Origin of the sequence: Nakamurella sp. (assembly GCF_044224575.1) — a bacterium.
Lineage (GTDB): Bacteria > Actinomycetota > Actinomycetes > Mycobacteriales > Nakamurellaceae > Nakamurella.
In genome coordinates this window covers 64,523-87,406 of the sequence record NZ_JBGAKE010000020.1, presented here as the reverse complement: position 1 = coordinate 87,406, position 22,884 = coordinate 64,523, and the positions used below count along the sequence as shown (strand labels likewise).

20 protein-coding genes are annotated in these 22,884 nt (G+C 70.9%); 10 read left to right on the top strand and 10 right to left on the bottom strand.

The window, feature by feature from the left end; all coding sequences use genetic code 11:
- Positions 1 to 29 precede the first annotated feature (29 nt).
- Both dnaJ and ACILSK_RS19510 read left to right on the top strand, forming a co-directional pair.
- Complete coding sequence (gene dnaJ, locus ACILSK_RS19515; protein WP_395728848.1) at positions 30 to 1,253, top strand: molecular chaperone DnaJ; 1,224 nt, start codon at positions 30 to 32, stop codon at positions 1,251 to 1,253.
- Positions 1,254 to 1,309: 56 nt separating this feature from the next.
- Positions 1,310 to 1,729, top strand: a complete 420-nt coding sequence (locus tag ACILSK_RS19510) for a heat shock protein transcriptional repressor HspR (RefSeq protein WP_395728860.1) — start codon at positions 1,310 to 1,312, stop codon at positions 1,727 to 1,729.
- A gap of 27 nt (positions 1,730 to 1,756) precedes the next feature.
- On the opposite strand, the gene ACILSK_RS19505 is transcribed toward ACILSK_RS19510, so the two are convergent.
- From ACILSK_RS19505 to ACILSK_RS19495, 3 genes are all read right to left on the bottom strand, one after another.
- Positions 1,757 to 3,484 (bottom strand): hypothetical protein, encoded by a 1,728-nt coding sequence (locus tag ACILSK_RS19505; RefSeq protein WP_395728847.1) that lies wholly within the window; start codon positions 3,482 to 3,484, stop codon positions 1,757 to 1,759.
- Between the two features lie 395 nt (positions 3,485 to 3,879).
- The gene (locus ACILSK_RS19500; protein ID WP_395728846.1) at positions 3,880 to 6,663 is read right to left on the bottom strand and encodes a helix-turn-helix transcriptional regulator; all 2,784 of its coding nucleotides are present in this window, start codon (positions 6,661 to 6,663) and stop codon (positions 3,880 to 3,882) included.
- On the bottom strand, positions 6,660 to 6,947 hold the full coding sequence (locus tag ACILSK_RS19495; RefSeq protein ID WP_395728845.1) for a DUF4242 domain-containing protein: 288 nt from the start codon (positions 6,945 to 6,947) through the stop codon (positions 6,660 to 6,662). The genes ACILSK_RS19500 and ACILSK_RS19495 overlap by 4 nt, the downstream gene beginning before the upstream one ends.
- Positions 6,948 to 7,295: 348 nt before the next feature.
- On the opposite strand from ACILSK_RS19495, the gene ACILSK_RS19490 reads away from it, so the two are divergent.
- The gene (locus ACILSK_RS19490) at positions 7,296 to 7,616 is read left to right on the top strand and encodes a hypothetical protein (RefSeq protein ID WP_395728844.1); all 321 of its coding nucleotides are present in this window, start codon (positions 7,296 to 7,298) and stop codon (positions 7,614 to 7,616) included.
- Here ACILSK_RS19490 and ACILSK_RS19485 read toward each other — a convergent pair.
- From ACILSK_RS19485 to ACILSK_RS19470, 4 genes are all read right to left on the bottom strand, one after another.
- A complete protein-coding gene (locus ACILSK_RS19485; protein ID WP_395728843.1) occupies positions 7,613 to 8,239 on the bottom strand; it encodes a hypothetical protein in 627 nt (208 codons plus the stop codon). The two genes, ACILSK_RS19490 and ACILSK_RS19485, sit on opposite strands and share 4 nt — an antisense overlap.
- A gap of 73 nt (positions 8,240 to 8,312) precedes the next feature.
- Positions 8,313 to 9,299 carry an SPFH domain-containing protein gene (locus ACILSK_RS19480; protein ID WP_395728842.1) on the bottom strand — a complete coding sequence of 329 codons (987 nt, stop codon included), beginning with the start codon at positions 9,297 to 9,299 and terminating at the stop codon, positions 8,313 to 8,315.
- A gap of 373 nt (positions 9,300 to 9,672) precedes the next feature.
- Positions 9,673 to 9,915 (bottom strand): hypothetical protein, encoded by a 243-nt coding sequence (locus ACILSK_RS19475; RefSeq protein ID WP_395728841.1) that lies wholly within the window; start codon positions 9,913 to 9,915, stop codon positions 9,673 to 9,675.
- Positions 9,916 to 9,921: 6 nt separating this feature from the next.
- Complete coding sequence (locus ACILSK_RS19470; RefSeq protein ID WP_395728840.1) at positions 9,922 to 10,890, bottom strand: SPFH domain-containing protein; 969 nt, start codon at positions 10,888 to 10,890, stop codon at positions 9,922 to 9,924.
- A 162-nt stretch (positions 10,891 to 11,052) separates the two neighbouring features.
- Between ACILSK_RS19470 and ACILSK_RS19465 the strand changes: the two genes are divergently transcribed.
- Positions 11,053 to 11,514, top strand: coding sequence for a helix-turn-helix domain-containing protein (locus tag ACILSK_RS19465; RefSeq protein WP_395728839.1), 462 nt, complete (start codon positions 11,053 to 11,055; stop codon positions 11,512 to 11,514).
- A gap of 172 nt (positions 11,515 to 11,686) precedes the next feature.
- Here the strand turns inward: ACILSK_RS19465 and ACILSK_RS19460 are convergent, their stop codons facing one another.
- A complete protein-coding gene (locus ACILSK_RS19460) occupies positions 11,687 to 12,301 on the bottom strand; it encodes a ClpP family protease (RefSeq protein ID WP_395728838.1) in 615 nt (204 codons plus the stop codon).
- 5 nt (positions 12,302 to 12,306) lie between these two features.
- On the bottom strand, positions 12,307 to 12,954 hold the full coding sequence (locus ACILSK_RS19455) for a ClpP family protease (RefSeq protein ID WP_395728837.1): 648 nt from the start codon (positions 12,952 to 12,954) through the stop codon (positions 12,307 to 12,309).
- 489 nt (positions 12,955 to 13,443) lie between these two features.
- On the opposite strand from ACILSK_RS19455, the gene ACILSK_RS19450 reads away from it, so the two are divergent.
- The 6 genes from ACILSK_RS19450 to ACILSK_RS19425 all read left to right on the top strand — a co-directional run bounded on the left by ACILSK_RS19450 (position 13,444) and on the right by ACILSK_RS19425 (position 22,540).
- Positions 13,444 to 14,985: a DUF2079 domain-containing protein gene (locus ACILSK_RS19450; RefSeq protein WP_395728836.1), complete on the top strand. Its 1,542-nt coding sequence runs from the start codon at positions 13,444 to 13,446 to the stop codon at positions 14,983 to 14,985.
- A 93-nt stretch (positions 14,986 to 15,078) separates the two neighbouring features.
- Positions 15,079 to 16,005, top strand: a complete 927-nt coding sequence (locus ACILSK_RS19445) for a family 2A encapsulin nanocompartment shell protein (protein WP_395728835.1) — start codon at positions 15,079 to 15,081, stop codon at positions 16,003 to 16,005.
- 162 nt (positions 16,006 to 16,167) lie between these two features.
- The gene (locus ACILSK_RS19440) at positions 16,168 to 17,658 is read left to right on the top strand and encodes a peptidoglycan-binding protein (protein WP_395728834.1); all 1,491 of its coding nucleotides are present in this window, start codon (positions 16,168 to 16,170) and stop codon (positions 17,656 to 17,658) included.
- A gap of 58 nt (positions 17,659 to 17,716) precedes the next feature.
- The gene (locus ACILSK_RS19435; protein WP_395728833.1) at positions 17,717 to 18,127 is read left to right on the top strand and encodes a hypothetical protein; all 411 of its coding nucleotides are present in this window, start codon (positions 17,717 to 17,719) and stop codon (positions 18,125 to 18,127) included.
- A gap of 1,035 nt (positions 18,128 to 19,162) precedes the next feature.
- Entirely contained in the window at positions 19,163 to 21,139 is a 1,977-nt protein-coding gene (locus ACILSK_RS19430; RefSeq protein ID WP_407077050.1) for a family 2A encapsulin nanocompartment cargo protein cysteine desulfurase, read from the top strand.
- A 351-nt stretch (positions 21,140 to 21,490) separates the two neighbouring features.
- Entirely contained in the window at positions 21,491 to 22,540 is a 1,050-nt protein-coding gene (locus ACILSK_RS19425) for a hypothetical protein (RefSeq protein ID WP_395728832.1), read from the top strand.
- Positions 22,541 to 22,623: 83 nt separating this feature from the next.
- On the opposite strand, the gene ACILSK_RS19420 is transcribed toward ACILSK_RS19425, so the two are convergent.
- Positions 22,624 to 22,809, bottom strand: coding sequence for a hypothetical protein (locus tag ACILSK_RS19420; RefSeq protein ID WP_395728831.1), 186 nt, complete (start codon positions 22,807 to 22,809; stop codon positions 22,624 to 22,626).
- Positions 22,810 to 22,884 lie beyond the last annotated feature (75 nt).

The window sequence follows — 22,884 nt, the reverse complement described above, 5'->3', positions numbered from 1 at the left end:
CGGAACATGAGACAGAAGGGAGGTTCCGGGTGAGCGCCAAGGATTACTACGAGAAGGACTTCTACAAGGAGCTGGGCGTCACGAAGACCGCGTCCGGCGACGAGATCAAGAAGGCCTACCGCAAGCTTGCCCGGGACCTGCACCCGGACAAGAACCCGGGCAACAAGCAGGCCGAGGAGCGGTTCAAGGCGGTCTCCGAGGCCTATGACGTGCTCTCCGACACCGAGAAGCGCAAGGAGTACGACGAGGCTCGGAACCTGATGGCGTCCGGCGCGTTCCGTGGCTTCGGCGGCGCGGGTGGCGGCGGGCCGGCGGGTGCCGGTGGCTTCGATATGAACGACCTGTTCCGCAACGCATCGCAGGGCGGCGGGATGGGTGCCGGTGCCGGCGGCATGGGTGGCCTCGGCGACCTGTTCGGCGGACTGTTCAATCGTGGCGGAGCGGGTGCGCCGGGCGGAGCCCGGATGCGCCCGCAGAAGGGCGCGGATCTGGAGACCGAGGTTCGGATCGGCTTCGCCGACTCGGTCAACGGGGTGACGGTGCCGCTGGGCATCACCGAGCGGTCCACCTGCCCCACCTGTCACGGGATCGGCGCCAAACCGGGCACGTCGCCCCGCGAGTGCCCGGTCTGTCACGGGACCGGCCTGACCACTCGCAACCAGGGGTCGTTCGCGTTCTCCGAACCGTGCGCGAACTGCCACGGGACGGGGTCGATCATCGACGACCCGTGCCCGACCTGTCACGGCGAGCGGACGGTCCTGCAGACCCGCAGGCTGACCACCCGCATTCCCGCGGGGGTCTCGGACGGGCAGCGGATCAAGCTGGCCGGCAAGGGCGAGCCCGGTCCGGGCGGCGGGCCGAACGGCGACCTGTACGTCGTCGTGCACGTGACGCCGGACGAACTGTTCGGCCGGAACGGGGACAACCTGACCCTGACCGTGCCGGTCACTTTCCCGGAGCTGGCGCTGGGCACCACACTGACGGTGCCGACGCTCTCCGGATCGGTGAGCCTCCGGGTGCCGGCGGGCACGTCGAACGGCCGCAAGTTCCGGGTCAAGGGCGCCGGGGTGACCCGCAAGGGCGTCACCGGCGATCTGATCGTCAGCGTGGATGTGGCGGTGCCGCAGAAGCTCTCGGGCGCAGCCAAGGATGCGCTGGAGTCGTTCGCGCAGGCGCAGACCGCCGACCCGCGGGAGGCCATCACCCGGGCGCTGCGCTCGCGGGACGGCGCCGTCACCGGGAACTCGTCATGACCCGACCCCGCGGCGGGCCCGGTTCCGGCGGCGACCGGACCGGGCCCGGCTTCGAGATGGACGCGCCGCTGTTCGTCATCTCGGTGGCGGCGCAGCTGGCCGGGATGCACGCGCAGACCCTGCGGTCCTACGACCGCGAGGGTCTCGTCTCGCCCGGCCGCACCGCCGGCGGCGGCCGGCGCTACTCGCACCGGGACATCGAGCTGCTCCGCGAGGTGCAGCGGTTGAGTCAGGACGAGGGCGTCAACCGCGCCGGCATCCGGCGGATCATCGAACTGGAGTCCCAGGTCGACGCGCTGCGGTCGCGGATCGCCGAGCTGACCGAACAGGTCGCCGAACTGCAGGACGACCTGCTCGGGGCCCGGATGGACGCGGCCAACGCCGCCGCCAACGCCATCGCCGGGCTGCGCCGGGACGTGGTGCCCTGGCAGCAGCCGGGCACCGCGATCGTCGCGTGGCGCAGGCCGCGCCGCTGACCGGAAGCCGGCCGGCGGCGCGCTCCGTCAGTGGAGATAGCCGCCCAGGCTCGACCAACCCCCGGAGCCGGGGGCACCGCGGTAGATCCACAAGGCGTTGTCGGCGCCGCGGGCGAGGGCCGACACCCCCGGTCCGGCCGGATCCTGGATCAGAGCGGGCGACGAGGTGATGACGCCACCGACCGGTGTGCCGGAGATCGTGAGCCCTCTGCTCCAATCGCGGAACGCCACGGCGACCTGGTCCCCGTCACCGGATCGAGTGGCGAACGCCGGCCCCGAACACGCCGGCGTCCCCAGGGGTGCCGACCCCTGAGGCCCGCCGGCGCCGAACCGGAAGACGATCACCTCACCGGCCGGCCCACGCGCACCCACCGTGGCCCGAGCCGAATCCGGATCCGCGGCGCCACCGAGACCGGACCGGAGAACCCCGCCCGCGGGCGTCCACGACGTCCATCGGGCGCCGGTCCAGCCGATCGTCCACACCTGACCGTCGGTTCCCCGGCCAAAGACGTCCAAGGTGCCGGGTGCGAGGGAAATGACGGCCGGTTGCGCCGTCAGTCTCCCGCCCAGGCCCTCCCAGCCGCTCCAGGCGCCGCCATCGGTTCCCGCGGCGTGGTACAGCGCCTGGTCGGTACCGACCACGAAGACGTCGAGTCGACTTCCAGCCCATGACGTCGCCGCGGGTCCGAACATGATCGAACCGCCGAGGGACCGGTATCCCTCGTCCGAGTCCGGGTTGGTCATCCAGACTGCGTCATCGCCACCACGAACGAATGCCGAGACCCCGGACGACGTGCGGGCGGCCGCCACCCCGCTGGGCGTCGGGTTGTTCGGATCGCCGTCGCAGCCGCTGAACGGGCCGAGGATGATGATGGTCCGGCAGCCCAGATCCTTGTCGCCGGACCCACGCCCGATGTTGACCGCCGACACGCAGACGGAATGTGCACCTACTGCCGCAGCCGGCAGGACGATGTCGAAACCGTACTTGCCGACGATGTTGTAGAAACTGGCGACGTCATCGCGGGGCAGGTTGGCCAGCCCTCCGATCGTTCGGGTGGCGCCGGAGGGGCCGGTGTCCGAGACCCGGATCTCCACGACGCCGTTGACCGCGTCGGGATCGAACGACCATCCGGCGACCCGGATCTGGCCATCCTGGGCGCCGGCCGCGTCCAGGGTCCCGAACGGATTATGACCGGCCTCGCCCAGGCCGGGGTCGACGGGGACGCTGGTGCAGGCCATCGAACCGCGACCGCCCGCCGGATAGGCCGCCCACGGCAGCGCGATTGCCGGCGCGTCCTGATTCTGCTGGACGTAGCTGGTCGCCAGCGCCTCCCATTTCGCATAGAGGTCGCCCTGCGTACTTCCCTGCACGGCCTCGGCAGCGTCGGTCGGCGCCATGGTCTGCCAGCCGTTGACATCCAAGAGCCCGAGATTAGGTGCTGCACTTCGAGTCCCGCCGAAGAAGGCCATCGACTCCCAGCGTGGGTCCAGCAGCCTCTGCACCGCTCCCTCGGGGTCGGTCCGGCCGGTGCTGTCCCCGTAGTCGCCCCAGCCCCATGCGGGCCGTTGCTGAAACAGGCCGATCGAGTCGGTGTCGTGGGCGCCGTCGAGGGAGCCGAACTTGTCGTGCGGGTATTTCAATGACAGCTTCACCACACTGAGCCAGTAGGCGCGACCCGGCGAGGGCCAGTTGAGGCTCGGACTCGTTCCGTCGTTGGCAAGGTTTCGAATCGAGGACTCCTGCAGCATCACCATCACAGCAATGATCTGACCTTTGATCGGGACACCCATCGTTCGCGCGACGCCGATCATGGTGCGGACGGCAGCGGCTCCGCGCGCTGGGACCGGTTCCGCCGCACCGCTCTGGTTCACCGAGCACGTTGCAGCACCGGCGACCGCCACCGACTCCGACGCCTGAGACCGCAGGGGCGCCGCCCAGGCAGGGCCGGATGCAGCCGCGATGAGGATGCCCGAAACCATGGCCAACACGATCCAGCAGGGAGGGCGCGGGCCTTGGAACCGTCCGGCCGGCGGCCGGATGCTGAAGCGCCGATCGCGGGTCATCACATAGTGCTACCAGTCGATCGCGTCACGTGCATGGTGTGTGCTTGACGTCGGCCTGTGCTCGGCGTGGCCGACGGGTCGCAGGATCAGGTCAGGCCCAGCTCGTCGGCCTGGACCACGACGGCCCGCCGGTTGGCCACGCCGAGCTTGGTGAGCAGGGCCGACACGTGATGATCGGCGGTCTTGGGTGAGATGAACAGCCGATTGGCGATCTCGGCGTTGGTGAATCCGCGGGCCACCAGCTTGGCGACGTCGAGCTGACGGTTGGTCAGCCCGGCCGGGTTCGACCGGGTGCTCAACCGCGGCCGGGCCGGCACCTGCGTGACTCCGTCCCGGCGCAGCGCCCCCCGGACCCTGTCCGCCGTGCCGACCGCGCCCAGCTGGTCGAGCATCTCGACCGCCCGGATCCGGTCGGCCGGCTCCGTCGAATCCGACCAGGCCAACGCCTCGGCGAACGGTTCGCCGGTGCGGTGCCACCAGGACGCGGCGCGGTCGGCCCGTCCGTCCAGCATGAGCCGGAAGGGTTCGGCGACCGTCGGCAGGACCGGCGCAGGTACCCCCAGCCGGGTCAGCCACACGGCCAGATCGCCCGCGGCCCAGGACGTCCCGTCGATCCGGGTGCAGTGTTGCAGCTGCTCGGGGGCGATCTCGGTCACCCTGGCGTCCGGGATCTGGGTCATCCACATCCGTTCGGCCAGCGCGGAGAGCACGGCCAGGCGGCGCAGCGGCTCGTCGATGGTGCCGCCGAGTTCCCACGCGGCGTCCAACGGATCGGGGACGCCGGCCGGCGTCTCGCCGCCGCGCCGCAGCGGCACCAGACCCGAGACCAGGAGCGGCCAGACCATGGCCAGCGGCATGCCATCGCCGTCGAGCACGAACGCGGCGTCCTCCAGGGCGGCGCTCCAGTGGCCCCGGGCGAAGTGCAACCGCGAACGCACCCCGGTCTGCCACTGCCGGCAGATCGGAATGTCCCGCTCCGTGGTGAACGGCAGGCTCTGCTCCAGGACGTGCTGCGCGTCCCGCAGCCGGCGCTGCTCCACATCCAGGTTGGCCAGGTTGGAATAGCCGGTGGAGGCGAGTTCGTCGAGGTTGTGGGTGCGGGCGTCCTCGATGACGTCGGCCACCCGGCTGCGGGCTCCCTCGTCCCCGCCGGCCAGGTCGGCCGCCGCGCGGATCAACCGGGTCCGGATGTCCAGCGCGTCGTTGTGCTCGGTGCAGGCGATGCGGTCGGCGTCGTCATAGCAGGTCACCGCCAGATCGAAGTCGTTGCGCATGTAGGCCAGATAGCCGCGGGTGGCGCGCACCACTCCGTAGGTCAGTTCCTTGCCGGACGTCCCGGCGATGGCGGTCGCCCGGTCGGCGTGCTGTTCGGCGTGCCGTCGGCGGGCGTTGTAGTACTCGAACACCGCGACGGCGTCGTGCGCGGCGGCCAATCCGTCCGGGTCGCCGGCCTCCGGCCAGAGCGGAAACGTGGCGCTGACGGTGGCGATCGCGTCGACCAACTTGTTCGTCATGTACTGCTCGAAGCCCAGCTGGAACAGCAGCCGAGCGCGTTCACCGGCCGAGGCGCCGATCAAATGGTCCAGGGCGATCCGGTAGAACGCCACCGCCTCGGTGTGCGAGCCGGCCCCGGTCGCTTGCCGGGCCGCCTCCTGCGCGTAGCGGGCGGCCCGGGCGGCGTCACGGGCGCCGACCGCGTGGTGGGTCAGCACGGCGGGGTCCGGTGGCTCGATCTGCTCCAGGGCGGCGACCAGCCGGGCGTGCAGCCGGGGCGCGCCGCCGGCCGGGATAGTGCTCTCGACCGCCTGCCGGGCGAGTTCGTGTCGAAACATCAGACCGTCCCGGCCGCGGGTGAGCAGGCCGGTGGTGTCCAGCCGCCGGAGGGTGGGCAAGTCGACCCCCAGCGCCGGCAGGGCCCGGTCGTCGAGCCGGTCCGGCGCGGTGGCCACGAGCTGCAGGACTTCGAAGTCGCCCGCGGTCACGTCCGCCGTGCGGGCCAGCACGGCGTCCCGGACGGAGCTGGGCAGGGGCCGGTCACTGTCTTTGGCCACCTCGGTCACGAAGAAGGGGTTGCCGCCGGTCAACGCGTGCACGACGGACGGCTCGAGCGTGGTGTCGGCCAGCAGCTCGCTGACGCCGGCCACCGAGAGCGCGTCCAGCCGCAGCGTGCACAACGCGTCCAGCCGCGCGAAGTCGCCGAGCAGCGGGCGGGCGGAATGGCCCGGCTCGATCTCGTGGTCGCGGTAGCTGACCAGCAGCGCCAACGGTCGGGTGGAGACCCGGCGGGTCAGGAACCGGAGCACGTCGACCGAGGCGGCATCCACCCAGTGCAGGTCCTCGATGACCAGGACCGTCGGTTCGGACGACACCGCCTCGAAGATCTGCTCGCAGATCTCGGACAGCAGCAGGTCGTGCCGCCGGACGGTGGCGGCGTACCCGCCGTCGACGGCGAGGTCCCGGAACGGGCCGAGGGGGCGAGGGGTGCTCAGCGGGTCGCAGCTGGCCCGCAGTATCCGGACCGGGGCGCCGTTGCCGGCGGTGACCCGGCAGGCGGCCGCGATCAGCGCCGACTTGCCGATGCCGGGCTCACCGACGACGGCGACCCCGGCTCCGTCACCGGCGAGCGCCGCTTCGATCGTCGCTCGAAGGGTGGCCAGTGAGCGGTCCCGTTCGACCAGCTCCACCCCGAAAGCGTAGGTCGGCCGAGCGTGCGAGGCCACCACTCCAGCACGGGTGGAGGGCGCGGAGAGCAAGCCGACGACGGAGGTGCCGGATTGCTCGGTGCGCACCTCGATCGGGCCGGCGGGCCGGGATACACCGAACGGTGCGACCCCCGCCCGCGGCGCCCGCGGCCAGCTGGTGACGGTCACGTGACCGGCATCTCCGCGGCCGTCTGCGGACCGAACTCGTTGGCCACCTCGGACACCAGGTTGGCCGGAAAGCCGCCCCGCCGGGCGTGCTCGAGGATGGTCTCGGCGTCCGCTGCCTCGTGCACGCAATAGACCTTGTCGCCGGCCACGAAACTGTTCACCCAGGTGTAGGGGACGCCCAGGGAGGCGACGGCCTCGTTGGAGGTCCGTGAGATCAGCGCCAGCTCGTCGCGGGTCAGCTTCGAGGCGCCCGGGATCTCGCGTTCGATCAGGAATCGCGTCATGGAGTGCTCCTTCGGTGCTGCCGGCGACCCCGTGTCGCCGGTGTGCGCACCACTGTCCGGCTTCGGCACCGTGCCGGGCATCGGGAGCCGCTCCCCATGTTCGGCGCCGGGAGAACTCCCCACTCGAGTCGCGCGGCCATGCGATCGGGCGGTTGCGCCGTGGGCAGCCCTCGAGCCGACAGGCGCAAGCCCGCGCCGGCCACGACCGCCGACGCGCCGAGATCACGAACTTCCGTTGCAGTAGCAGTTCTCGACCCGCTTCGCGGGCGGGAAAGGTGTTTGAATAAGACGATCTGAACAGGACTTACCGTGTTACCCACGGCCGCGAGTCTCGCTACCATCGAACACATGTCGAACATCGACCAGGCCGTCGCGTTGATCGCGACACTGGCCGCGCTCGACACCGACGGCACAGACCCCGAACTCATCGACGAGATCACCGCCCTGGAACAACTCAAGACCGCGATCAGCGCCCGACAGGCCCGGATCACCGACGCATTCGCGGTGTCCCAACGCGCGACACTGATCCAGACCGTCAACCGGTCGACGCCCGCCGCTCCGTGTGCGCCCAGATCGCGGTGGCCCGCCGGGACAGCCCAGTGTCCTGGCCCGATCGCCCAGGGCCGCCGCAAGCACGCGCAAGATTACGAAGTCCGGTTGCAGCACTAGGCGATCGGCAGGTCGGCCACTCTCGATGCGGCGAAGGCCAGGGTGGCGAGGGCCAGGATGATCAGCATCGCGCGGGCCGGCTTGTACCGGAACGACGACGTGACCCCGGCGAAGAACAGCGCGACCGCCAGCACGATGGTGTTCAGCACGTACTGCTGAGCGTTTTCGCCGGCCTGCACGGCTTCGGCGGCGGACGCCTCGGCCTGCGCCTGCGCATCGAGGTACCCGCCGCGCAGGGTGTCGAGATACACCTGGTCCTGGCTCAGCGGGGTCGGTGCCTGACCGGCGGCCACCTGCGCCTCCCACTTGTCCAGCGTGGGCAGGAAGTCGGGCCGGGCCAGGGACTGGCGGTAGAACTGGGCCAGGCCGGTGTTGCCGGCCTGCACGGCCTGCGCGTAGATGGCGATGAAGTTGGTGTCGTAGCTGATCGTCTGGACGGCCAGACCGAACTGCCGATTTCCCTCCAGCCGATGCTCGGCCTCGACCCGGTTGTCGTCGGTCTGCACCCCGGACCACTGCGAGGCCTGGTAGCCGCACCACGCGGTGCCCAAGGTCGTGACCGCCAGCAGCAGGACCGCGACGATCTCGAGCAGCCGATCCAGGAAGGTCTTCTCGTCGTTCACCGCGCCGCCTCACCGACTGCGGCCAGCGGGCGGGCACCGTGCGGCTCCGGGCAGGGCAGGATCGGCCGACCCGTCATGACCCGGTACCGGCGTCGTCCTGGCCACCCAGGTCGACCAGCCCGGAGCCCGTCAGTGGATCGGCGGCCGGGTCGACCGGGGCGGTGGCGGCCGGGTCGACCGTGGGGGTGGCCGCCGGCAGCGGTCGGGCGGCGACGGCGACGTTCAGCCCATCCGTCCGAGCGACCAGCTCCCGCCACAGGTCGGTCTCCCGGTACCGCCAGGCGTCGTCGCTCGGGGTCACGTGCTTCTGCAGATCGGTGTCGTTCTGCGCGCGCAGGGTGCGGGTCTCGGCCTCGGCACGCTCCCGTTCCAGCTCGTACCGGGCCCGCACGGTGGCCTGGACGACCTCGCCGGTCCGACCCAGATCGACGGCGCCCAGGACGAAGCCCGTCATCACGATGCCGTCGGCCTCCAGGGCGTCGCGGACCGCGGTGGACAGGCGCTGCTCGCAATCCCGGCGCTGAGCGCCGAAGAACTGCTCGATCCCGTCGTGGTGCTCGGCCAACGTGCTCAGGACGGCTCGGGTGCTGACGTCCCGGACGACGCCGAAGACTCCGTTGGGCCCGTACCGCTCGTGCACCTGCTTGAGGTTCTCGGGGAGCAGCTGGAAGCGAACCGTGACGACAACGGTCGCCTCGGTGCGATCGCCCAGGGTGACCTGCAGGGTCGGCCCGGACACCTCCAACCGGTCGAATGCACCGCGACTGACCCGGCGATCGCCGAGGACCCGTTTGAACCCCACCTGTTCGGCGTCACCCAGTCCGTCGGCCCGATACGCCAGCTCGACCGACGGGTACTCCTCGATGATGACCCGGCGGAGCGCGAAAACGAAGTGCCCGCCGGGGGGCAACGACCGGTCGGTCGCCTTGCCGCGGGCCATGACCAGGCCGAGGCTTCCGGATGGCACCCGGATCAGCGACGCGGCGAGGATGATCCAGACCAGCAGGCCGATCGCGGGCAGAATCAGGATCAGGAAGATGATCCAGGCCAGGGTGCTCATCGACCATCCTCCAGGTGGCGTCCTCGCAGGCTCGGACGCCGGGAATCGAGCGCCGATGAGTGTTCATGATTCGTTCGGCAAGCCTCACTCATCGACCGTCCTCCAGGTGGCGTCCTCGCAGGCTCGGACGCCGGGAATCGAGCGCCGATGAGTGTTCATGATTCGTTCGGCAAGCCTCACTCATCGCTGCGTCCTTCGGGTGGGCGGCCGACAGTCGTCGGGGATGAATCTATCCATCCGTGAGGATCCTGGCATTGGGGCATCCTGCGGCATGCACGGGCCGCCGCGCGTCACCCGTTGCGGACGATCACCGGACGGTGTAGGCCGCTCGTCCAGTTATGTCCGGGTCACTGCTGGGAACGGGGGTTCCGCCTCAGTCGGCCGAGCCCGGCCCCGGTCCCGGTTCGGCCCGGGGCCGCCCGCGCCGCGGAATCGGCGCCGGGTTGACTGGCGCCCGCCCGGCCTCCGCCAGGGCCCGCCGCAGCAGCACCTCGACCTGCGCGTTCACGCTGCGAAGGTCGTCGGCCGCCCATCGGGCCAGGGCGTCGTACACGGCCGGGTCCAACCGGAGCAACACGGCGTGTCGCTCCGGTTTGCCGCCCGATCGCTGCGCCACGCCGGCTCAGGTGTAGAGCGAGCCGGTGTTGACGACCGGTGTCGCCTTCTGGTCACCGCACAGCACGACCAGCAGGTTGGACACCATGGCGGCCTTGCGCTCGTCGTCGAGCACGACGACCTCCTCGCGCTCCAGCCGCTCCAGGGCCATCTCCACCATGCCGACCGCACCGTCCACGATCCGGGTACGGGCGGCCACGATCGCGCCGGCCTGCTGCCGCTGCAGCATGGCCTGGGCGATCTCCGCGGCGTAGGCCAGGTGGCTGATCCGGACCTCGATGATCTCCACCCCGGCGACCGAGATTCGTTGCGCCACCTCGTAGGCCAGCTCGGCGGAGACGATGTCGGTGGATCCACGCAGCGAGGTGGCGTGCTCATTCGAATCGTCGTAGGGGTGGGTGGTGGTGACGTGCCGCAGCGCGGACTCGGACTGGACGGAGACGAAGTTCTCGTAGTCGTCGACGGCGAACACGGCCTTGGCGGTGTCCGCCACCTGCCAGACGACGATCGCGGCGATCTCCACGGGGTTGCCGTCGGCGTCGTTGACCTTGAGCGTGTTCGTCTCGAAGTTGCGTACCCGCACCGACACCCGCCGGTGGGTGGACAGCGGCACCACCCAGGTCAGGCCGGTGCGGCGGACCGTGCCGATGTAGCGGCCGAAGAACTGAACCACCCGGGTCTCGCCGGGAGCGATGACCACCATCGGGATCACCAGCAGCAGCATCAGCACGAACGCGACGACCGCGATGGTGATCGGCATGGTGAGCGACATGCCCTTCGTAGCGGCATCGACGATGACGATCACCTGCCAGACGGTGACGCCCAGCATGGCCAGCGCCCCCAATAGGGCCAGGAACCCGCTGACCGCCCAGGCCGGGTGCTCGTCAACGTCCACCCGGATCCCGGAGTGTCCGACCGGTGTGCTCGCCGGCGGCTCGACCTGTGGGTCAATCGTGGCCTGCTGGGTGTCGATCATCGGGCGTCCCCTTGTCGTCGGGCATATATGGATATCTAAGTGATATCACTTTATCACCGGTTCGGCCACGGGTTTGCGCCGGTCGCGAACAACCGGGGTGTGCGCCGTCGCGCCGCCGTACCGTCGGCCGCAGGAGTGGCTCGACAAGGTGGGAGTGCGGTCGTGGGTGAGCTCATCTCGTTCGATCGGGAGCGTGCGGTCCGCCGGTCGGCGCGCGGTGCAGGGGTGGTCCGGCCGTCGGTCGCTCCGACGTCGGTGACCCCGGCCCCGGTGGCGCTGCGCCCGGTGGCCACCCCCGGGGCGGCTCCGGGTCCGCTGGCTTCTCCGTCGGCGCCGCGCCCGGCGGCCGGCCGGGAGCCGCTCTGGCGCGAGGTGTCCGGCGCCGTCCTGCGGGATGAGCGGCGACGTCAGGGTCGCACCCTGGTCGACGTGGCCGGCCGGGCCGGGATGTCCGTGCAGCACCTGTCCGAGGTGGAACGCGGCCGGAAGGAAGCCTCGTCCGAGATGCTGGCCGCGGCCGCCGGTTCGTTGGGGTTGGGCCTGGCCGAGTTGGCCCGACGCTGTGCCCTGACCCTGTCCGGCGCCGGTGCGGCACCGACCGGGCCCGTCCTGCTGGCCGCCTGACACCCCTCGAGCGGATCTGGGCCGCCTGCCGGGGCCGCTCCGCTGATCCTTGTCCCGTCGAATTGGACATTTCCGGCGCGAAAATGGGACGTGGATCAGCGAAGCCGAGAGGCCCCGGGGCGGGGGCGCCGGTGGGCCGAGACCGGGGCGCCGCTGCGGACGAGGCCGCCGCTCAGGCCGGCCGGGCCAGTGCGGGTTGGCGGCTGGTGATGATCATGTCGGCCAGTCCGTAGGCGACCGCCTCGTCGGCGGTGAAGAACTTGTCCCGGTCGGTGTCCCGGCGCAGCGTGGCCAGCTCCTGCCCGGTGTGCCGGGCCAGGACCCGCTCCATCTGCTCGCGCACCCGCAGCAGCTCACGGGCCTGGAGCGCGAGATCAGAGATCTGCCCCTGGCCGCCGCCGGTGGACGGCTGGTGCAGCAGCACCCGGGTGTGCGGCAGCAGCGCGCGCCGCCCGGGCGCCCCAGCGGCCAGCAGGATCGCCGCGGCCGAGGCGGCCTGACCCACGCAGGTGGTGGCCACCGGCGCCCGGACGAACTGCATGGTGTCGTAGATCGCCGTCATCGCCGACATCGAACCGCCGGGCGAATTGATGTAGAGGCCGATCTCGGCGTCGGGGTTGTCCGACTCCAGGTGCAGCAGTTGGGCGACGATGACGTTCGCCACGTCGTCGTCGATCTCGGTGCCCAGGTAGATGATCCGATCGGACAGCAGCCGGCTGAAGACGTCGACGGCGCGCTCGCCGTTGGCGGTCCTCTCGATGACGGTGGGGACGGTGTAGTGGCCCATCGTCGTCACCCCGCCCGCTCTGCGCTCATGCCGAGCCCGATGCGGCGCCGATCGGCGGCCGGGCGGATGTCGGTGGTGGTCCGCAGGATCGCATCCACCAGCCCGTAGTCGACGGCCTGCTCGGCAGTGAACCACCGGTCCCGGTCGGCGTCCCGCTCGATCGTGGCCACGTCCTGGCCGGACTGCTCGGCGGTCAGCCGGGTCATCAGACCCTTGACGTACTCCAGGTTCTCGGCCTGGATCTGCACGTCCACCGCGGTACCGCCGATGCCTGCGGAACCCTGGTGCATCAGGATCCGGCTGTGTGGCAGGGCGTATCGCTTGCCCGGGGTACCGGCAGTGAGCAGGAACTGGCCCATGCTGGCGGCCAGGCCCATGGCCAGCGTGCTGACGTCGTTGGGGATCAGCCGCATGGTGTCGAAGACGGCCAGCCCGGCGGAGACCGAGCCACCGGGCGAGTTGATGTACAGGCTGATGTCGGCGCGCGGGTCCTCGGCGGACAGCAACAGCAACTGTGCGCAGATCCGGTTCGCGATCGGGTCGTCGACCTGCTGGCCGAGTACGACGATCCGTTGGTGCAGCAGGCGGCTCGCCAGCTGGTCGTCGAACGAGCCGGCCAGGCCGGTCGCTGCGGGGGTGGTCAGGGTGGGCACGGAATCCTCCTGGCTCGTCGGGGTGGGTGCCTTCGACGATGCCCGCGAGGCCGTGGCGAGGGGAGCGAATCAACCGGCGGCGGATCCGCCGTGGGCGGATTTCCGATGGACTCGCGGTCGACGATTCCTCGGTCGGAGCCGGCGGCCCGGCCGAGGCCAGGCAAGCCCAGGCCCGGGGAACATCAGGTCGCCCGGTGCGACGCATTGTTCCCCGGTGCGGGGTGGGTGACGACGGCCCCGAGCCGCCCACCCGTGCGTGGGCGAACGCCGCGACGCGGGCGGACCGATCCCGCTCGGCCGGATCGGTCCGGACCGGTCGTCATCTCGGTCACGCCGTACGCCCGTTCGGCCACCGACCTGACACCGATCCGACATCGAACTGGCACGGTGGATGCATCCGCATCGTTCGATCCGGCACACTTCGTCCAGTTCGCCGGGATCCGGCGGTCGAACCGACGTCCGCCGACCCGACCCGCGGAGGAGCCCGCCGTGCCCGACCCTGCCGCCGATCCCGCCTCGGTGCCGCCGGCGCACCTGGTGGCCGGCCCGGGGCCCGAGAGGCGGGGGTGGCGCCCGGCCGGGCCCGGGTCGACCGGGCTCTTCGGTCCGGTTCCGTCCGGCGCGTGGGACCCCCGCCGCCGGCTGGCCGTGTGGGCCGTCAGCGTATCGGCGTTCGTGCTCTACACCTACGAGTCCGTGCTCCGGCATCATCAGTTCAAGACGACGCTCGACATCACGATCTTCCAGCAGGCGATCGCCCACTACGCACGCGGCGAGACGCCGAACGTGCTGTTGAAATCGCAGCTGCCGTTCAACAGCCTCGGCGACCATTTCACGCCCATCATGATGACCCTGGCGCCGTTCTACCGGATCTGGCCAAGCGTGGTCACGCTGCTCGTGGCGCAGGCGGTCATGCTTGCGGTGGGCGTGCACGTGGTGACCCGGGTCGCCGTTCGCCGGCTCGGCGGTCTGGGCTACTACATCGGGATCGCGTTCGCCCTGTCCTGGGGCGTGCTGAAGGTGCTGGATTTCGACTTCCACGAGGCCTGCTTCGCCGTGGCGTTCCTGGCCCTGGCCCTGGAGGCGCTGCTGGACGACCGCGGCGGCTGGTTGCTTTTCTGGTGCGCGGCGCTGTTGCTGGTCAAGGAGGACACCCCGCTCTACATCGCGGGAATCGGGCTGGTGCTCGCCCTGGGCCGCCGATGGCTGCCGGCCGCCGGGCTGCTGGTCGGGTCGGCCGTCGCCTTCGTGCTGCTGACGACGGTGGTCATTCCCTGGTTCAGTTACTCCGGCACCTATACGTACTTCGCGCTGGGCGCCACGGGCGACCGGTCCGGACCGTTCGGCATGGGGTTGACCGTGCTGGACAACCTGTTCAGCTGGGACGGGGTGACCCTGCTCGCCGCACTGGCCGTCACGGCCGCCTGGGGGCTACGGTCTCCGCTGATCCTGGTGATGCTGCCGACGCTGGTCGCCCGGTTCGCCTCGCAGCGCGACGTGTACCTGCAGATGAAGTACTACTACGACGGCCCGCTGATGGTCGTGTGCTTCCTGGCCCTGGTGGTCGCCGTGGCGCAGCGCCGGCAGCGGCTGGGCATCACCCCCGAGCGGGTCCGCGCCTTCTGGGCCGCACCGCAGGGCCTGGCCGCCGCCCTGCTGCTGGTCGTCGTGATCGACTACCAGGTGCACACCTCGGAGCTGCCGTTGACGCTGGAGGCGTCCCGGGAACCGTGCGGCTTCTGCGACGCCGCGCACCGGGTCATCGACCGGATCCCGCCGGGCGAGCGGGTGATCGCGGACGCCGGGGTGCTCGGCAACCTGGCCGACCGCAACCCGGTCCTGCTGGCCGATCGGGAATGGACCGATGGCACGCACCTGCCGCTGGACGCCGACTGGGTCCTGCTGCGGATGGATTCCGGCCCCGCCGGCACCGACACCTCCTGGCTCGATGAACGCCGGGCCATCCTGCTGGCGCACGGCTACGCGCAGGTCGCGCAGGACGGGACATTGGTGCTGCTGCACCGGAGTTGACCGCGTTTGCTGCCCTCCCATATCGGGAAGGGACGGTGGCGGTTAAGGTCCAGGGGTCCGGCCGGCGTGAGGACACATCAAGGAGTTGCGCGCATGACGACTGCCACCCATTCCCAGGCGCTGGGCGATGCCGCCGCCAGGAATCTCGCGGATGTCACCAAGACCGTTCCGCAGATGGCCACGATCACCCCGCGGTGGCTGGTGCACCTGCTGGCGTGGGTCCCGGTGGAGGCCGGCATCTACCGGGTGAACAAGGTCAAGCATCCCGAGGATGTCGACGTCGTCTGCTCGAACTACGACGAATCGCCGTTGCCGACGACGTTCGTGGATTACGAGGAGAACCCGCGCGAGTACATCCTCAATTCGGTCTCCACGATCCTGGACGTGCACACCCGGGTCTCCGATCTCTACTCGAGCCCGCACGACCAGATCAAGGAGCAGTTGCGGCTGAGCATCGAGGCCATCAAGGAGCATCAGGAGGGCGAGCTGATCAACAGCCCGCACTACGGCCTGATCTCCCAATGCGCGCCGAGTCAGCGGATCCCGACCATCAGCGGCCCGCCCACCCCGGACGATCTGGACAGCCTGATCGCCAGGGTGTGGAAGGAGCCGGCGTTCTTCCTCACCCATCCCGAGGGGGTCGCGGCGTTCGGTCGCGAGTGCACCCGGCGGGGCGTGCCGCCACCCACCGTGAGCTTGTTCGGCTCCCAGTTCCTGACGTGGCGCGGCCTGCCGATCGTGCCCAGCGACAAGGTGCCGCTGGAGAACGGGAAGACCAAGTTCGTGCTGATGCGCACCGGCGCCGCCCGGCAGGGTGTGGTCGGCCTGTACCAGCCGGGGCTCGCCGGGGAGCAGGGACCGGGGCTGTCGGTCCGGTTCATGGGCATCGACCGCAGCGCCATCGCCTCGTACCTGGTGTCCCTGTACTGCTCGCTGGCGGTGCTGACCGACGACGCGCTGGCCGTCCTGGACGACGTCGCCGTCGACCGGTTCCACGACTACAACCCGACCTACCGCTGACCATCGGCGGTTGCCCCTTCGCGCACACATCGCGGTCATTCGGACCGAGCTGATCGTCTTTCGGTGACGCGGCCCGCGACCCGGGCCTACCGTCGACGGTGGGCCCGGTGTGATGCCGGATCGGGTCCCTGCGGTCGATCTGTGGTTGCCGGGAGGGTGCTCATGGCCGGCAGCACCGAACGTGCGCGAGCCGACCGCCGGGACCGGCCCGGGTCCGCTGCGCCACGTCCATCGGCGGACCCGGCGCGACCGGCCGAGCCGGTCACCACCACGCTGCAACGCCGGGCCGGCAACCGCGCGGTGGCGTCGCTGCTGGGCATCGGGTCCGAACCCGGGTCGGCCGGCCGCCTGCGGGCGCACACACCGTCCACCGGGCCGGACGTGGCCTCCCGGGTGCTGGCGGGCGTCATTGCCGTGCAGCGGGCCCCGGGTCCGCTGACGCCGGCCCAGGAGCAGGCCGCGGTCGCCTTCGCCCGCGGCCATTACGACGTCAATTCGATCCGGGTCATCCAGGTGATCGTGGGCACCAAGGTCGACGGCAACTTCGGGCCGGTCTCCGCGCAGGCGGTGGCCACCTTTCAACCGGGCGCCGGCCTCGGTGCGACCGGGCAGGTCGACCAGCCGACGCTGGACGCGGTCCTCGCCCGGTGCGTGACCAACGGGCAGCAGGACTACGGCATCTACACGGCGGCGAACTTCCACGGCATCACCATCCGGGCCGGTGCGCTCACCGTGAGCTTCGCGGCCGGCCAGGCCGCCGCCGGGGCGAATGCCTTCGAAACCGGCGGGCTGCGGGTGATCACCCTGGGCCCGACCGCGCTGACGAACTCGGCGAAGGTCCGCGACACCATCAACGCGCAGCTCGCCGTGCCGGCCCCGGTGGCCGCCGCGCCCGGCCCGACACCCAACCTGCTCAAGCCGAATCAGGTCAAGGCGGCGATCGCCGTCAACAGGCGGAGTCTGCGGGATCCGCGGTCGGTGCGGGCGATCCAGGCCTTCATCGGGGCCACGCCCGACGGCGTGTTCAGCGCGGACACCGTGCAGCGGGTGGCCAACTTCCAGAACGGCGCCGGCTTGAAGGAGGACGGTCAGATCGGCCGGATCACCATCAACCCGCTGGTCATGGGCATGGTCGGGGCCGGCGACCGGAACAGCGCCATCCGGGCCATCGTCGACTTCTTCAAGCTGGACGAGAACGGGCTGGTGGACATCCACTTCTCCAGCACGGATGGCAACAACGCCACCACGACCGACCAGGCGATCCCGGGCAACTCGGCGATCACCGTCGGGCCGAGCGCTTTTGCCCAGGGCTGGGCGGGATTGGTGCACACCGTTGCGCACGAGTTCGAGCATGTCCGGCAGAACCGGGTGGGCATCGCCGACCTGCCGATCAGCGAGTTTCTGGGCGAACGGGTGGAGATCCTGTCCAGGGGCATGGATGAGGAGGACCTGGCCGGGTTCATGGACGATGCTCGACGCGCGTTGCGGGAATGGAACAAGATGCCCGCGGCCCAGCGACGGGCCAACTTCGCCAAGTTCGTGGAGGTCCGGAACAAGGTCCGGGCCCGGCTCGCCAAGGCCGCCAAGGCGGCGCCCCTCTCCGCGGCCGACACGGCCACGCGGACCGGTTACAACGCGGTGGTCAAGCCGTGAGGGCCGGACGGGCGGGCCGACTTCGCCCGGCGACGGGGTGGACCGAACGGCGGCGACCATGACTCTCCGGCTCGAACTGCAGGTCCCCGATGAGCCCTTGCGCCGCGCGGACCCGGCGCCGGTGACGGTCACGCTGATCAACACCGGGCCGTCCCCGGTGCTGGCGAACCACCGGATGGCGCCCGGCTACGCCGACAGCGACTCCCGCGAGGTGTACTTCGACGTGGACGGCGACTACGGCCGGCGCAAGTACGAGCGCGACCCACCGAGCGCCGACGATTTCGCACCGCTCGCGGCGGGCGCGCGGATCGGTTGCGAGATCGACCTGCTCGGCTGGTACCGGCTGCGTGCGGCCGGCACCTACCGGGTGGTCGCCCACTACCGCTGCGACGAGGAGTGGGTCGATCCGCCGCCCGGAACCTTCGCCGGGGTCGTCAGCAGCGATCCCGTGACCGTCCACGTGCAGTAGGCCGGCCCGACGATCTCGCGACGTCGTCGACCATCGGGTCCACCCAATCCCGGTGCCGACGGGCCGGACCGGACCCCGGTACGGTCGGTGCGAGGATTGCTCCGCGGGTCGACGTCCAGGCCGGGCCCGCCGTGCTGCCGAACGGACCGGAGAGTGGCATATGCGCAGGTCACAGTCATGACGGAGGTCAGATCGGCTGGCCTGCCGGCCGGCGTCCGGCCCAGCCCCGACGAGCTGACAACCGCATCGACTCCAGACCGGCCCGGTTGGCTACCCGACGAGGCGACGCTGAACCGGCTGGCCGGTGAGTTCTTCTCCGCCCTGCCGGGGGCTGCGCCGGGCCCGGCCGAACCGGTGGCCACCACCTCGCGCACGCCGGGTGGGGTCGAGCACGCCCCGCGCGTCGACGTGCCGGCCCGCTCGAAGGACATCCCCGCCGTGCCCGGCGACGCCGGCGGGTCCGGGGCCGCGACGCCGCTCCCACCCCCGGCCGCCCCCGACCTCCCCGGGCTCGCCGTCGACGACCCGGCCGCGGCGGGCTACGCCCCCGGACGGGCAGTGCCCGACGTCGGCGAGGCGATCACCGCGCTGCTCGGGGGCGCCGGTCTGGGCGCGACCGTGCCCGAAGGGCCGATCGTGCCCGGGCTGACGGGCCTCCAGCTCGCTGATCCGGGGGCGCTGACGCCGGCCGCCGTCGGGTTGGCCGAACCCCGGCCCGGGCCCGACCTGCCCGGGTTGCCGGGCGGTGACCAGCCGATCACCGGCGCCGGGCTGCCCGGCGGCCCACCGGATCTGACGGCGGCCGCACCGATGCGCAGCGGCGTGGGCGGTCCGGTCGCCGACCCGGCCGGAGTGCCGTTCGAGATCGCGGCCCTGCAGGTGCCGCTGCCCGGTGGCGAACAACTGCCGCCGCTTCCCGGCCTGGCGGCGCCGCTGCCCAGCGCCGGCCTTCCCGGCGCCCCGGCCAGCGACCAGGCATTCACCGGTACCGGCCGGCCCGGCGGTCCGCCGGACGTCACGACCGCCGCGGCCGGCCTGACCGGTGCGCAGCTTGGCGGGTCCCCGGCCGGGCCGGCCGGCCCGGCCGATCTATCGGGCTCTCTTCCAGGGCCGGCCGGGGTGTCCGGCGGCTCGGCGCTGCCGGTCGATGCGGCGGAGGGGCTCAGCCGGCTCCCGTTGGCCGCCCCGTTCACCCCGGCGAGCGGCTGGTCGGCGCCTCCAGGGCCGGCGGTGCCGACTCTGCCGAACGGATCGGGCGGGGCAATCCCCGGGGCGGCGGACGGGTCGGTGCCCGGTTCGTCGTCGGCCGGTTCGTCGTCGGACGACCTGCTGGCGCCCGTGCGGTCGCCGGCCGGCGCCGTTCCGGCCGCGCCTACTGATCACCGGGACGCGCCACCCGAGCCGGCCGCCCTGGCCGGACCGGGGCTGCCGTCGCTCCCGCAACCGCCGTTGCCGGTCCCGGATCCGCCCGCGCCTGTGCCGACCCCGTCGTCGCCGTTCTACTTCCTGGCCGAATCCTCCGCCTACCAGGACGCACCCGATCTGGAGTCACTGGCGGCGGCCGCGCTGAACCCGCTCGCCGCCGACCCCGCGCAGGTCGGCGTCCCGTCGCTGGGTCTCCCGGCGTCGGTGGACGTCCCGTCCGGCCTGCTGCCGACCGCCGGTGCGGTGCCGCCGGCGGCGGGCGCGCCGACCTACTACTTCGCCGACCGTGTCGAGCCGCCGACCCGACGGTCGGCCGATGCGGCGCAGGGGGCGGCGCCGCGGCTCGCCTCCGACCCGCACCCGCCGTTCGACGTCCGGCTCGTTCGTCGCGACTTCCCGATCCTGGCCGAGCGGGTCAACGGGCATCAGCTGGTCTGGTTCGACAACGCCGCCACCACGCAGAAGCCGCAGGCCGTCATCGACCGGCTGGCCCACTTCTACCGGCACGAGAACTCCAATATTCACCGGGCCGCGCACGAACTGGCCGCGCGCGCCACCGACGCCTACGAGGGTGCCCGGAAGACGGTCGCCCGGTTCATCGGGGCCGAGTCGGAGAAGAACATCGTCTTCGTCCGCGGCGCGACCGAGGCGATCAACCTGGTCGCCAAGAGCTGGGGGAAGGCGAACATCCACCGCGGCGACGAGATCATCGTCTCGCACCTCGAGCACCACGCGAACATCGTTCCCTGGCAGCAGCTCTGCGCCGAGTCCGGGGCCAAGCTGCGAGTGATCCCGGTCGACGACTCCGGTCAGCTGCTGCTCGAGGAGTTCTCCCGGCTGCTCTGCGAGAAGACCAAACTCGTTGCCGTCACCCAGGTCTCGAACGCGTTGGGCACGGTGACGCCGGTCGACGCGGTGGTCGAGATGGCGCACCGGGCCGGCGCCTGTGTGTTGATCGACGGGGCGCAGTCGATCCCGCATATCCGGGTGAACATGCAGGCCCTGGGCGCCGACTTCTTCGTCTTCTCCGGCCACAAGATCTACGGCCCGACGGGTATCGGCGTGGTGTACGGGCGCACCGAGGTGCTGGAGTCGATGCCGCCCTGGGAGGGCGGCGGCAACATGATCGCCGACGTGACCTTCGAGAAGACCGTCTTCCAGCACCCGCCCAACCGGTTCGAGGCCGGCACCGGCAACATCGCCGACGCCGTCGGGCTAGGCGCCGCGCTCGACTACGTCACCCGCATCGGCGTGGAAACCATTGCCCGGTACGAACATCAGCTGTTGGAATACGCGACCCCGCGAATGCAGGCGGTGCCCGGGCTGCGCCTGATCGGCACCGCCCGGGACAAGGCCAGCGTGCTCTCCTTCGTCCTCGACGGTTACCGGACGGAGGAGGTCGGCGCCGCGTTGAACCAGAAGGGCATCGCGGTGCGGTCCGGACACCACTGCGCCCAACCGATCCTGCGCCGGTTCGGCCTGGAGGCGACGGTGCGCCCATCGGTCGCGTTCTACAACACCACCGACGAGATCGACCGGATGATCGCGGTCCTGCACCGTCTCGCCGCCGACCGCGGTCGGCGCTGACCGCCTGCCCCCGCCCCACCCCGAACCGCCGCCCTGTCCGAACCGCCGCCCTGTCCGAACCGCCGCCCTGGCCCTCCCTCCCGCGCGGATCAACTACGCCTGCGCGGCTGAAGTGACCCCGAATGTGACGGGTGGGACAGAAGCCGATGACTTCATCCGCGCGCCGGTGACGGCGGCCCGACGCATCCCCGTCGTCCCCCGATCGGTGGAGGCCACCGTCCACCGGTGAAAGGGCCGGTCAGGCGACCTGGGTCCACCCCGCCGCCCGGCAGTATTCATGGTGTCCGGAGAACACCGGATGACGACCGAGAATTTGGCCGCCTCAGTCACTCTCGCCAGGAGAACAGGGACATGAGAATCATCAAGAAGACCGTGGCCGTGCTGCTCGCCACCACCGCCTTCTGCGGAATCGGATCGATGGCGGCCGTCGCCTTCGCCGATGCGCCGGCGACCGGGCACGCAACCGTCCAGGCCGCCGACCAGAGCCAGGTCGGCAAGGCCCAGTATTCCCGGGGCTTCCATGTCACCAACCTGTCCGGTGACACCGCCACCCTCATCTCGATCAACGGCGACAACCAGTTCGAGGGCAACCCAGGGATCGGTTCCATGCTCAAGCCTGGCATCGGTATGGACGACTTCGAGGTCACCTTTCTGGCCGCGCGCAACGACGGCGACGACATCACCTACAAGTTGACCGACCCCGCCGGCCACCAGGACGGGACGGTCAGCTTCCACGTCAACGTGGACGCCTTTGGCGCGTCGACGTCGGGTGCGGGGCCGGTGGACGGCCCGTTCCAGGTCTCCGCCAACGGTCCGACCATCACGATTCTCGACCCGGCCGGCACGGTGCACACGATCGCCGGCGACGACGCCCAGGCCCAGGCCGCCACCCTCAAGCAGTTCTGCGCCGAGAACACCGCCGCTCAGTGCGCGTTCACCCCGACGTCGGAGACCCACGTCGACGGCCCCAACCATGTCCTGGTCACCGAGGAGAACAACGGCACCACGCCGGCGGTGCTGACGGCCAGCAAGGGCGACACCGTTTCGTCCTCGGACAGCCTGGAGGTCGACGGCACCCTCGGCGTGAACATCCTGGGCATCGTGAATGCGTCGGTGACGCTCAAGTACGGTCACACCTGGGGAGAGAGCCACACCTTCAGCACCGGCGTCAGCAACACCGTGCCGGCCGGGTACTTCGGTGAGATCACCGCGATCGCCCCGATGGTCCGGGACACCGGGGACTTCGCCATCCACATGGGCAACACCACCTGGAACCTCACCGGCGTGCACTTCGACAGCCCGGATCCCGATGGTGCCGAGCACTTCGGCTACGACCAGCACCCGCTGACCCCGCAGCAGCTGGACACCCTGCCCAAGACCGCAGTCGTCCACGCGGCCTGACACCAGACCGACGCCAGGGCCCGAGCATTGTGCTCGGGCCCTGGTGGCGTCTCGGCGGACGGATCAGGTCAGGTCAGATCTGCTCAGGGCAGGGCGAACGCCATGAACAGCAGCAGCAGACCACCGACCAGGTTGAGCGCGCACACCGTCATTGCCACGCCGCCCCAGCGGCGCTGCCGACCCTGGACCAGCAACACGATCCCGCCGATCGTGAACGCCAGCGCGATGACGAAAAGCAACGCCCGGTAGGCGACCAGCGTCTGGCTCATCGTCTCTTCTCGCTCACCGGGACATGGTATCGACCGCGTCTGGGACGAGGACGACCCTGTCTCCGGCGATCCCTC

Bases quoted from the DNA above. Each gene is read 5' to 3' on its own strand.
- ACILSK_RS19420 (WP_395728831.1), bottom strand. From the start codon at position 22,809: ATGAGCCAGACGCTGGTCGCCTACCGGGCGTTGCTTTTCGTCATCGCG.
- ACILSK_RS19425 (WP_395728832.1), top strand. From the start codon at position 21,491: ATGAGAATCATCAAGAAGACCGTGGCCGTGCTGCTCGCCACCACCGCC.
- ACILSK_RS19510 (WP_395728860.1), top strand. From the start codon at position 1,310: ATGGACGCGCCGCTGTTCGTCATCTCGGTGGCGGCGCAGCTGGCCGGG.
- ACILSK_RS19435 (WP_395728833.1), top strand. From the start codon at position 17,717: ATGACTCTCCGGCTCGAACTGCAGGTCCCCGATGAGCCCTTGCGCCGC.
- ACILSK_RS19505 (WP_395728847.1), bottom strand. From the start codon at position 3,484: ATGGTGATGCTGCAGGAGTCCTCGATTCGAAACCTTGCCAACGACGGA.
- ACILSK_RS19460 (WP_395728838.1), bottom strand. From the start codon at position 12,301: ATGGGCCACTACACCGTCCCCACCGTCATCGAGAGGACCGCCAACGGC.
- ACILSK_RS19490 (WP_395728844.1), top strand. From the start codon at position 7,296: ATGTCGAACATCGACCAGGCCGTCGCGTTGATCGCGACACTGGCCGCG.
- ACILSK_RS19445 (WP_395728835.1), top strand. From the start codon at position 15,079: ATGACGACTGCCACCCATTCCCAGGCGCTGGGCGATGCCGCCGCCAGG.
- ACILSK_RS19440 (WP_395728834.1), top strand. From the start codon at position 16,168: ATGGCCGGCAGCACCGAACGTGCGCGAGCCGACCGCCGGGACCGGCCC.
- ACILSK_RS19495 (WP_395728845.1), bottom strand. From the start codon at position 6,947: ATGACGCGATTCCTGATCGAACGCGAGATCCCGGGCGCCTCGAAGCTG.
- ACILSK_RS19480 (WP_395728842.1), bottom strand. From the start codon at position 9,299: ATGAGCACCCTGGCCTGGATCATCTTCCTGATCCTGATTCTGCCCGCG.
- ACILSK_RS19470 (WP_395728840.1), bottom strand. From the start codon at position 10,890: ATGATCGACACCCAGCAGGCCACGATTGACCCACAGGTCGAGCCGCCG.